The following is a 10,499-nucleotide window of genomic DNA, read 5'->3' as shown; positions in this document are numbered from 1 at the left end:
CACGGCGGGGAAGCGTAGGCAGACCCGATGAACAGAAGGGAAATTGTGTTGGCACCCATCGTGCACGTCCTCGGGGCGCGGCCGAACTTCGTCAAGGCCGCCCCGGTGATCCGGGCGCTGGACGCCGCGGGCGCCGAGCAGGCGGTCGTCCACACCGGGCAGCACTACGACGCCCGGATGTCGGAGGTCTTCTTCGACGAGCTCGGCCTTCCCGAGCCCGACGTCAACCTCGGCGTCGGCTCCGGTTCGCACGCGGCGCAGACGGCCGCGCTGATGACCGGGCTGGAGGAGGAGTTCACGAGCCGTTCACCCTCGGTCGTCATCGTGTACGGCGACGTGAACTCGACGATCGCCGCCGCCCTCGTCGCGGCCAAGCTGCACATCCCGGTCGCCCATGTGGAGGCCGGGCTGCGCAGCTTCGACATGACGATGCCCGAGGAGGTGAACCGCCGGCTCACCGACCAGCTGTCCGACATCTGCCTGGTCACGAGCCCGGAGGGGATCGGGCACCTGGCGAACGAGGGCGTGCCGGTCGAGCGCGCGCACCTGGTCGGCAACCCGATGATCGACACGCTGCTGGCGAACCTGGACGCGTTCGACACCGCGCGGGTCCGCGCGGAGCACGGGCTCCCGGACCGGTACGTCCTGGCGACGATGCACCGGCCCGCGAACGTGGACGCGCCGGACACCGCGGCCGACCTCGTCCGGCGGCTGCACGGCATCGCCGACCTCGCCGACCTGGTCATCCCGGTGCATCCGCGCGGCCGCGCGACCCTGCTGGCCGCCGGGCTCGCCGACCACGACGGCGTGCACGTCCTGGAGCCGCTCGGGTACACCGACTTCATCGGGGCCGTGCGCGGCGCCGCCGCGGTCGTCACCGACTCGGGCGGGCTGCAGGAGGAGACCACGATCCTCGGTGTGCCGTGCCTGACGGTCCGGCCCAACACCGAGCGGCCCATCACCGTCACCCACGGCACCAACCGGCTCGTCACGTTCGAGGAGCTGGTGCCGCAGGTGCGCAAGGTTCTGGAAGCGGCCGTCGGGGAGGACGCCGCGGCCCGGTACGAGAACGCGCGGAAGCCGCCGCTGTGGGACGGTGCGGCCGGCCCCCGCTGCGCAGAAGTGATCATGGAGTTCATCGGTGACTGACCCGATCCGGCACGGTGGGGACGACCCCCGGGCCGCCGCGAACGCCCGGGCCGCCAAGGACGGCGCCAAGGCGAAGCAGCAGGCGGCGCGGTTGCGCGCGGCGCTGCGCGAGCGGGAGGCCCGCGTCCAGGAGCTGGAGCGGCGGCTCGCCGCGCTGGAAGGCTCGACGACCGTGCAGTTCGGCCGGCTGGTCGCCGGCGCCGCCCGCAACCCCAAGCGGCGCGGCACCCGGCTGCCGAAGGAGCTGTACCGGCTCTGGCGGACGCGCAGCGCCCCGGTGGCGGCGCCGAAGACGACCGACGCCGGGCGCGTCCAGCTCGACCCGGTGACGCGCAGCGAGGACCGCCTGCTCGTCGCCGCGCCTTACGAGGGCATCGTCGTCGCGGGGATCCTCGGCGCGCGCGCGGCGGAGACTCTCGCCGCGCACGCCAAGGTCATCCGGTTGTATCCGCACGACGCGGCGATCGCTCTCGACAACGCCGACGCCGACCTGCTCGTCGTCGACACCGCCGCGGGCGAACCCGGCGAAGCCTGGGCGTACCTGGGCGTCCCGGGCATGTACGACCGCGATCGCGCGCTCGCGGACGTCCGCGCCCTCGCCGCCGCCCGCGACCTGCCGCTCGTCCTGTGGAACGCGGCAGGCGAAGGGGCCGTGCCCGCCACGCTCGCGACCCTGCACTGGGACGCCGTCGCGGCGACGCCCGGCCGCCTCGCCGAGCTGCTGGAGACTCCGCTGGAGCCGGTCCGTTGAAAGGAGACCTGCACGTGAAGCCACGCGCTCTCGTCTACGGCGACGTCGACCTGAACCTGATCGACGGGTCGGCGATCTGGGTCCAGGGCATGGTGCAGGCGCTGTCGCGCGCGGGCTGCGAGGTGACGCTCGTCCTGAAGGCGCCGGTGCGCACCGGACGGCTCGTCGACCCGCTGCGCGGCCTGCCCGGCGTCACCGTCCGCAGCCCGCACACCGAGCGGCTCATCGACTCCGAGGTTCCGATGAACCCGCAGACGGCCGCGGTGATCCTCGGCCGCGTCGACGCCGAGCGCCCGTTCGACCTCGCCGTGGTGCGCGGCCGCCGCCTCGCCGGGAAGCTGTCCCACACCGCCCTCGCCGGGCGGCTGTGGACCTACCTCACCGACGTGCCGCAGTCCGCCGGGCAGTTCGACAACGGCGCCAAGGGCGAGCTGCGGCGCATCGCCGACGCGTCCCGGCTGCTGCTCTGCCAGACCGAGGAACTGCGCGGCTTCCTGGAGGCCGCCGTCCCCGCCACCGCGGGCAAGAGCGTCCTGTTCCCGCCCGTCGTCGTGCTCCCCGACGGCCTCGAACCGCGCCCCGCCGGAACCCCGGACGGACGCGCGCTGCGGCTCGTCTACACCGGCAAGTTCGCGCCCCGCTGGAACACCCTCGAAATGTGCGCGCTGCCGCGCCTGCTCGGGCAGCGCGGCGTCGACGCCGAACTCCACATGGTCGGCGACAAGATCCACGACGACCCGGACGACCCCGGCTACGCCGACCGGATGCGCACCGCGCTGGAGAGCGGCGAGGGCGTCGTCCGGCACGGCGGCCACCCGCGCGCCGAGGCGATGCGGCTCACGGCGGGCTGCGACGTCGGCCTGTCGTGGCGGCACCCGGAGATGGACGCGAGCCTCGAACTGTCGACCAAGCTCCTCGAATGCGGGATGCTCGGCGTCCCGGTCGTCCTCAACCGGACGCCCATGCACGAGCGGCTGTTCGGCGCCGACTACCCGCTGTTCGCCGCCACCGAGGCCGACGTCCTCGACGCGCTCACGCTCATCGGCAAGAACCCCGAGGTGTTCACCCTCGCCGCCGACCGCTGCCGCGAGGCCGCCGCCGGGTTCGGCCTCGACGCCGCCGCCGAACGCCTCACCGGCTACCTCGCCGAGACGTTCCCCGCGCCCGTCGAGCAGGTCGCGGCGGCCGCCGCCGCGTACCGTCCGGGGGAGCGGAAGCTGCGCGTCGGGGTCGCGGGGCACGACCTGAAGTTCTTCACCCGCCTCCTCGACTACCTGCGGTCGCGCCCCGACATGGAGATCCGCGTCGACCACTGGGCCGCGCTCAAGGCCCACGACGCCGACCGCAGCCGCGAGATGGTCGAATGGGCCGACGTCGTCATCTGCGAATGGTGCGGGCCGAACGCGCTCTGGTACGCCAAGAACAAGCGCGAGGGGCAGCGCCTCGTCGTCCGGCTGCACCGGTTCGAGCTGTACGCGCCGTGGCCCAAGCAGCTCGACATCGAAGCCGTCGACCAGGTCATCTGCGTCAGCCCCCACTACACGGACCTGACGCGGGAGATGACGGGCTGGCCCGCCGAGAAGGTCGTCACCGTCCCGAACTGGGTGGACGACCGGCAGCTCGACCGGCCGAAGCTGCCCGGGGCGCAGCACCACCTCGGGGTCATCGGCATCGCGCCGTCCCGCAAGCGCCTCGACCTCGCCGTCGACGTCCTGGAGGAGCTCCGCCGCGACGATCCGCGCTTCACCCTCTTCGTCAAGTCCAAGCTCCCGTGGGAGTACTGGTGGATCTGGCAGAAGGACGAGGAGCGCGAGCACTACGAGAAGCTGTTCCGCCGGATCCGCCGCTCGCCGCTCCTCGCGGGCGCCGTGGTCTTCGACTCCTACGGACGCGACGTCGCGTCCTGGCTGCGCCGCATCGGGTTCGTCCTGTCGACCAGCGACGACGAGAGCTTCCACCTCGCGCCCGCCGAGGGCATGGCGTCCGGCGCGATCCCGGCGCTGCTCCCGTGGCCCGGCTCCGACACGATCTACGACCGGCGGTGGATCCACGACGACCCGTCCGCGATGGCCGCGTCGATCGCCACGACCGTCGCGCTCGGCCGCTTCGAGAGCGACGCGGCGGACGCCCGCGAGCAGGTCCGGACGGCGTACGGCCTCGACGAGGTCTGCCGCCGGTGGACGGACCTCCTCGCGCAGCCCCCCGCGCGGACCGACGCGCGGACCGGGGCGCCCGCCGTCCAGTAGCCGCCCTCCCAGGTCCTTCGCCGCAGGCCGAGTTCCCCCTCCCGGCCTGCGGCGAAGGACGCCCTCTCGCGGGGACGCCCTCTCGCGGGACGCCCTCTCGCGCTCGTCCGTAAAGACGTTTTGGCCCCGTGGTGACTTACTCGCCCCTGACCGCCGGGAAGTGCCCGCCGAAGACGGAACGTCCGAAGGTTCGCCACAAGTGCGGATCTGGGACAGATCAGGAGGCGAAGGCATGGGGTACGTCAAGACCAGGGACGGCGAAGAGATCTTCTACAAGGACTGGGGCTCGGGAGACCCCGTGGTGTTCATCCACGGCTGGCCCCTGAACGGCGACGCCTGGGACGACCAGATGCGGACGGTCGCCATGAACGGCTTCCGCGGCATCGCGCACGACCGGCGCGGCCACGGCCGGTCCAGCCAGCCGTTCACCGGCTACGACTTCGACACCTTCGCCGACGACCTGCACGACCTGATGGAACACCTCGACCTGCGGAACGCGACGCTCGTCGCGCACTCCATGGGCGGCGGCGAACTCGCCCGCTACATCGGCCGCCACGGCACCGGACGGGTCGCCCGCGCGGTCCTGCTGTCGGCCATCCCGCCGGTGATGATCCAGGGACCGGGCAACCCCGAAGGCGTCCCCCCGCAGATCTTCGAGGACATCAAGCGCGGCATCCTCACCGAGCGCTCGCAGTACTGGATGGACGCCTCCGAGGGGTTCTTCTCCGCGAACCGTCCGGAGAGCAAGGCCACGCTGGGCAACCGGGAAGCGTTCTGGTTCATGGCCATGCACGAGAACGTCCACGCCGGGGTGGCGTGCGTGGACGCGTTCGCCCGCACCGACTTCACCGACGACCTGCTCGCCTTCGACGTCCCGACGCTGATCGTCCACGGTGACGACGACCAGATCGTCCCCATCGACGCCACCGCCCGCAAGTCCGCGCAGATCATCGCGGACGCCGAGCTGAAGGTCTACGAGGGCGGCTCGCACGGCATCGCGATGGTGCCCGGCGACAAGGAGCGCTTCAACCGCGACCTGCTCGAATTCATCAAACGCTGACCGCGCCGCCGGGGGAAGGGCGGGTCAGCCGGCGCTGGTGCCGGCACCCGCCTGGATCCGCTCGAACTCCTCGACCGGCAGCGTGCGGCGGTGCCCCTCGATCTTCTCCTCGATCGCGGCCATGTTCCGGTTGTAGGCGTTGGTCGCCATCCAGAACTTGTAGATGACCACGAGCTCGAAGAACAGCATCCCGGCGGCGCTGACCGCGACGACCGGGATGATCGCGCCGGAGACGATCGCGGCCGCGACCGGCGCGACGATGAACACGCCCATCTGGAACTCGATGCCGCTGAACAGGTGCGGCCGGATACGGCCGCGCATGAGCACGTCCCGGATGCCCGTGTACCAGGGGAAACGCTGGTAGAGGCCGCCCTGCATGACGGCGTCGGCGGCCTTCTCGGCGGCCTCCTCGCCGACGACGCGGTCCTCGTCGTCCGCGGCGTCGGTGTCGAGCGTGCGCTCCGCCGACGCGAGCCGCGCGTCGACCTCGTCCGGCACGGCGCCCGCGGCGCGCAGCTCCGCCAGCTCCAGCGACTCGGCCTCCCGGCGCGCCTTCGCCAGCGTCGACCGCATCTGCGCCCGCACCTTGAAGATCTCGAGGGAGTCCATGTAGCGGAGCATGTCGAGGAAGACGACGGCGAGCGCCGTCCACACGTAGGCGACGTTGCCGGTCGCGGCGTACTGCCCGGCCATCAGCGCGATCGCACAGGCCAGCACCCGCAGCCGGTCGAAGATGTAGTCGAGCCACGCGCCGAACACCGACCCGGTGCCCTTCAGCCGCGCGATCTTGCCGTCCATGCAGTCGAGCGTGAACGACAGGTGGTACAGCAGCGCGCCCGCCAGCAGCCACTGCCAGTCGGCCATCGCGAAGCACGCGGCCGCCGCCAGCCCCAGCACGAGCGCCGCCACGGTGAGCTGGTTCGGCGTGATCCGGGTGCGGTTCGCGGTGAACTTCACCAGCCGCGCGGCGAGCGGGTCGACGAGCAGCACCGTCCACCACGCGTCACGCGCCTTGTACGTCCGTTGCCGAACGTCGTCGAGCGTGAAGTTCGCCATGGGTGGTGTTCCTTTCGTCGTCAGGGCCGTTCCGATGCTAGCGACTGTCCGGAAGTGGCCTCCGGCATTCTCCCGGACTACCGCCCCAAGGTTCGTTGACCCGGAGGCCGGAACGCCCGCCCCCGTCCTGACGTTGACCTGCGGCGTGTTGCCCTTATGGGCGCCCGAGTTAGGGCAACACGCCGCAGATCAACAACGAAGCGGCTAGGTGTGGAGGGTGGTCAGGAAGGTCTCCCAGTCGGCGGCGACGTCGGCGGCGGCGTAGCGGCGGGCGGTCTCGGGCGCCGCCGCGGCCATCCGGTGGCGCAGCCGCTCGTCGTCGATGAGCCGGACGAGCGCGTCGCCGAGGGCGGCCGGGTCGCCGGGCGGGACGAGCAGGCCGTCGTGCCCGGGGGTGATGATCTCGCGGGGGCCGCGCGGGCAGTCGAACGCGACGGCGGGCAGCCCGCACGCGAAGCCCTCGACGATCGTCATGCCGAACGCCTCGGCCCGCGACGGGACGGCGAGCAGCGACGCCTTCGCGAACTCGCCCTCGATGTCGTCCGTCGGGCCCATCAGCATGACGTTGTTGTAGAGGCCGAGACGGGTGACGCGGCGGCGGAGCTGTTCGAGCCGGGGGCCCTTGCCGTGGATCCGCAGCGTCCATTCCGGGTGTTTCTCTGCGACCCGGGCGAACGCCGTGATCAGCATGTCGTAGCCCTTGATCCAGACGAGCCGTCCGGCGGCGACGACGATCTTGTTCTCCTGCCGGGAGCGCGGGTACACGCGCTCGGGCAGGCCGTTGCGGAGCGTGCGGACGCGCGTGCCCGGCAGGAGCCGCTCGTAGTTCTCGCGGTCGGCGTCGGTGAGCGTGGTGACCGCGTCCAGCCCGGGGTACCAGCGTTCGATCTCGGCGAGGATGCCCGGCTTGTGGATGCCGAGGTGCAGGTGCTCCTGCCCGATGCGGACGACGCCGGACGGCGCGAAGCGGGCCGCCGCGATGTTCAGGCCCGCGCGGGTCGTGACGAGCACGTCGCGCGGAGCCGCCGCAGGGCGCGCGGGATGCGCTCGTCGGTCAGCGCGGAGTACTTGACGTACGAGCGCTCCTCGGGATGGACGAGCGCGCTCGGCTCGTCGAGGAGGCGGCGGGCGCGGCCGGGCCGCAGCCGCGCGAGCCGCACGTCGTCGCGCCGGTCGATCAGGTGGTGCAGCCGGACGCGGTCCGACAGCGGGAACGCCGGGCCGTCGGTGTTGCGCAGCACGCTGACGATCTCGACGTCGTGCCGCCGCGACAGCTCGTCGGCGAGGGTGAACGTGCTGCGCACGGTGCCGTCGAGCGCGGACGACTCCAGCAGCATGAAGACGATCTTCATCGGGCCTCGCCCGCACTCGGGCCGCAGGCGAACGCCAGCTCGTCCCGCACCGTGTAGTAGGGGCGGATCGAGCGGTCCCCGTGGAGCTGCCGCGGGTACGACACCTTGCCGCGCTTGCCGGGGGCGTCGTCGAGGCGGGTGGCCAGCCGCGCGTGGACGTCGGCGACGTCGAGCCACAGGTCCCAGAGGGCGGGCGGTTCGGCGGCCAGGACGTCGACGGCCGCGCACACCTCGAAGGCGGTGCCCTCGACGCGGGCCGACCAGGCGACCCGCCAGCCGCTGCCGCGGGCGACGGCGACGAGGCGGGCGGCGCCCGCGCGCGGCCCGGTGTAGGCGAGCCGCCCGGCGACGCGGATCTCGCCGCCGCCGGGATGCACCGCGACGACCTCGGCGTGCGGTCGCACGGGACGGACGGCGAGCGCGACGCGGACGTCCGGGGCGCGGGTCACGCGGGCGGCGCGGTCGCGGGGACGGTCGGCGTAGGCGAGGAGCCCGTCGAGGGAGAACCCGGGGTCGTCGGTCAGCACCGGACGGGCGATGCCGCCCGCCTCCAGGCACGCCTCCCAGTCGCCGACGTCGAGGTCGGCGACGGGCAGCCGCCAGCGGCGCCCGCCGCCCCCGCCGGACCCCGAGCGGACGGCGCCGGACGCGGCGTGCCGCAGCACGACGCGTTCCCCGTCGGGCAGGGGCGTGTCCCAGCCGATCGTGAGGGTGTCGTCGGCGCCGATCCGGACGTGGTTCGCCACGGTTGCCAAAGATGCGGCCCTTCCCCGAAGTGGACGGGGCATGCTATCAACCCCGCCGGGGGCGTTCGTCACGAGTGAGGCTTCTGTGACGAGTCCCCGTTCGGTGTGTCTTTATTGGATGTTGCCCGCTGCCGCTTCTTCGTTTCCGCGCGGATGCGGCGCTTCGCGGAACGCGCCAGCGCGGGTACCTTTCCGGGCACGACCTCGACCGACAGGTTCCCGCCCTCGGTCCGGTAGAACGCGGCGCTGCGCAGCCCGAGCGGCGCGCACGGGACGGCGGGGGAACGCCCGGGCGCCGTCATCGGCACCCGCGTCCGGGTCCGTTCCGCGCCGACCGTGACCTCCAGCCAGGCGTCCCAGCGCCCGGCGGCCAGCCCCTGCGGGTCGAGCAGGGCGGTGAACGCCAGCAGGTCGCCGTCCTGGTCGCGGCGGACCTCGCCGGTGCGGGCGGTGCCCTGGCTGCGGTGGTCGAGCGCGAAGCCGAGCCGGACGGCGGCCCCGGCGGCGGACGTCGCCGCGATGCGGCCGCGGACCCGCAGCCGCCCGTCGCCGCCCCAGCCGACCTCGTCGAACCGCACCAGCCGCCCGAACCCGGCGGTGCCCGGCGTGACCGTGAACGACAGGTTGCCGTACGGGCGGGTGTAGTACGGGACGACCGCCGCCGCGGACCCGTTCCCGTACGCGACGAGCCGTCCCTCGGGCGGTTCGAGGCCGGGGGAGCGGTCGGCGCCGACCCGGGCCTCCTTGACCAGCTCGTCGTGCGCCACCCGGACGTGCAGGTCCCACGCGCCGGCCGGCAGCGGCCCGCCGGACGCGGCCGTCGCCGCGTCCAGTTCGGCGGTGAACGCGGTCCCGCGGGTCCGGACGGTCAGCAGGTGCTCGCCGCCGGACTTGCGGGTGCGCAGCGGCAGCGTCACCGCGCGGTCGTCGGCGGGGAGCCGGTCGATCGCGGCGGTCCCGTCCAGGCGCAGCACGTCCCCGTACCACTCCAGCCCGGTCAGCTCGCGCCGCAGCGGGAGCCGGTCGGTGACGTCGAAGCACGCGTCCGGGATCGCGGCGGACCCGTCCCCGTACCCGGGGTAGCGGACGTGCGCGCGGTCGCCCGCGACGGCGACCGGGACGGGCGCGTCCGCGAGATCGGCTTCGATGATCTCCACGATGAGGTCGTGGAGCCCGTTGCGGACGCAGTGCGCGAACAGCCGGAACTTGGGCGGTATCCGCATCAGGACGCGTCGGTGAGGAACTCCTCGCACAGGCCGCGCGCGCCCTCGATCGTCCGCCGCCGGGCGTCCTCGTCGAGCAGGAGGTAACGGTCGTTGAACCGGTGCAGGACGTCGCGGTGGAACAGCCGGGTGAGCATCCGGTCGCGGATCGGGCCGGGGTCGCGGTGCGACACGACCTGCTCCAGCAGCGGCCGGGCGGCCCGCGCGAAGTAGATCTCGGGCGGCGCGCCGCCCTGCTGCATGATGCTGGTGCCGTCCTCCCGCTCCACCAGGTAGTAGCAGTCGTAGTCGGCGACGACGGACACGCCGGACGCGTGCAGCAGCGCGTGCACCGTGAAGACCTTGTCCTGGCCGGACGGCGCGTCCTCGGGGAACCGCAGCCGGTGCTCGTCGACCAGCGTCCGGCGGAACAGCTTCTGCGCGGTCAGCGACCGGCGGAAGACGTCGTAGTCGGGGTCGTCCACGGTGACGTGCGCGATGTTGCGGTCGAAGCGCGCCGCGCCCCGCCCCACGCCGACGTAGTTGCCGATGACGATGTCGGTGCCGTTCGCCTCGGCGGCGGCGAGCATCCGCTCCAGCGCCTCGGGGCCGAGCCGGTCGTCGGCGTCCAGGAAGAACAGGTACTCGCCGCGGGCCCGCTCGATGCCCAGGTTGCGGGGGCCGCCGGGGCCGCCGGAGTTCGCCCGCCGCAGCACCGTCAGCCGCGGGTGCAGCGCCGCGAGCCGGTCCAGTTCCTTGTCGCTGCCGTCGGTGGACCCGTCGTCCACCGCGATGACCTCGACGGACTCGGGTGCGATCGTCTGGTCGAGGGCGCTTTCCAGCGACTCGGCCACCGTCGGTATGCAGTTGTAAACGGGCACGATCACGCTGATCTTGGGCAGCCCGCCATCGGGGGATGTCACATGGATTCCTTCAA

The 10,499-nt window shown here is 72.9% G+C and carries 10 protein-coding genes; 4 read left to right on the top strand and 6 right to left on the bottom strand.

Going from position 1 to position 10,499, the window contains the following annotated elements; genetic code table 11:
- The first annotated feature begins 27 nt into the window (after positions 1-27).
- The 4 genes from wecB (at position 28) to BJF79_RS01895 (ending at position 5,206) form a co-directional block, all read left to right on the top strand.
- Complete coding sequence (gene wecB, locus BJF79_RS01910; protein ID WP_075894712.1) at positions 28-1,149, top strand: non-hydrolyzing UDP-N-acetylglucosamine 2-epimerase; 1,122 nt, start codon at positions 28-30, stop codon at positions 1,147-1,149.
- Positions 1,142-1,900 carry a hypothetical protein gene (locus tag BJF79_RS01905; RefSeq protein WP_143219641.1) on the top strand — a complete coding sequence of 253 codons (759 nt, stop codon included), beginning with the start codon at positions 1,142-1,144 and terminating at the stop codon, positions 1,898-1,900. The genes wecB and BJF79_RS01905 overlap by 8 nt, the downstream gene beginning before the upstream one ends.
- A gap of 89 nt (positions 1,901-1,989) precedes the next feature.
- Positions 1,990-4,146: a glycosyltransferase gene (locus BJF79_RS01900; RefSeq protein WP_262401393.1), complete on the top strand. Its 2,157-nt coding sequence runs from the start codon at positions 1,990-1,992 to the stop codon at positions 4,144-4,146.
- A 199-nt stretch (positions 4,147-4,345) separates the two neighbouring features.
- Positions 4,346-5,206: an alpha/beta fold hydrolase gene (locus BJF79_RS01895; protein WP_262401390.1), complete on the top strand. Its 861-nt coding sequence runs from the start codon at positions 4,346-4,348 to the stop codon at positions 5,204-5,206.
- 24 nt (positions 5,207-5,230) lie between these two features.
- Here the strand turns inward: BJF79_RS01895 and BJF79_RS01890 are convergent, their stop codons facing one another.
- From BJF79_RS01890 to BJF79_RS01865, 6 genes are all read right to left on the bottom strand, one after another.
- On the bottom strand, positions 5,231-6,262 hold the full coding sequence (locus BJF79_RS01890) for a CDP-alcohol phosphatidyltransferase family protein (protein ID WP_075894709.1): 1,032 nt from the start codon (positions 6,260-6,262) through the stop codon (positions 5,231-5,233).
- 204 nt (positions 6,263-6,466) lie between these two features.
- Positions 6,467-7,273, bottom strand: a complete 807-nt coding sequence (locus BJF79_RS52695) for a glycosyltransferase (protein WP_075894708.1) — start codon at positions 7,271-7,273, stop codon at positions 6,467-6,469.
- Entirely contained in the window at positions 7,246-7,614 is a 369-nt protein-coding gene (locus BJF79_RS52690) for a hypothetical protein (protein ID WP_075894707.1), read from the bottom strand. The genes BJF79_RS52695 and BJF79_RS52690 overlap by 28 nt, the downstream gene beginning before the upstream one ends.
- Positions 7,611-8,369: a hypothetical protein gene (locus tag BJF79_RS52685; protein ID WP_143219640.1), complete on the bottom strand. Its 759-nt coding sequence runs from the start codon at positions 8,367-8,369 to the stop codon at positions 7,611-7,613. Before BJF79_RS52685 ends, BJF79_RS52690 begins: the two co-directional genes overlap by 4 nt.
- A gap of 59 nt (positions 8,370-8,428) precedes the next feature.
- A complete protein-coding gene (locus tag BJF79_RS01870) occupies positions 8,429-9,583 on the bottom strand; it encodes a hypothetical protein (protein WP_075894706.1) in 1,155 nt (384 codons plus the stop codon).
- A complete protein-coding gene (locus BJF79_RS01865; RefSeq protein WP_075894705.1) occupies positions 9,583-10,485 on the bottom strand; it encodes a glycosyltransferase family 2 protein in 903 nt (300 codons plus the stop codon). Before BJF79_RS01865 ends, BJF79_RS01870 begins: the two co-directional genes overlap by 1 nt.
- Positions 10,486-10,499 lie beyond the last annotated feature (14 nt).

Source organism: Actinomadura sp. CNU-125 (assembly GCF_001942465.1).
Taxonomy (GTDB): domain Bacteria; phylum Actinomycetota; class Actinomycetes; order Streptosporangiales; family Streptosporangiaceae; genus Spirillospora.
This window is presented reverse-complemented; position numbering and strand designations above follow the sequence as displayed.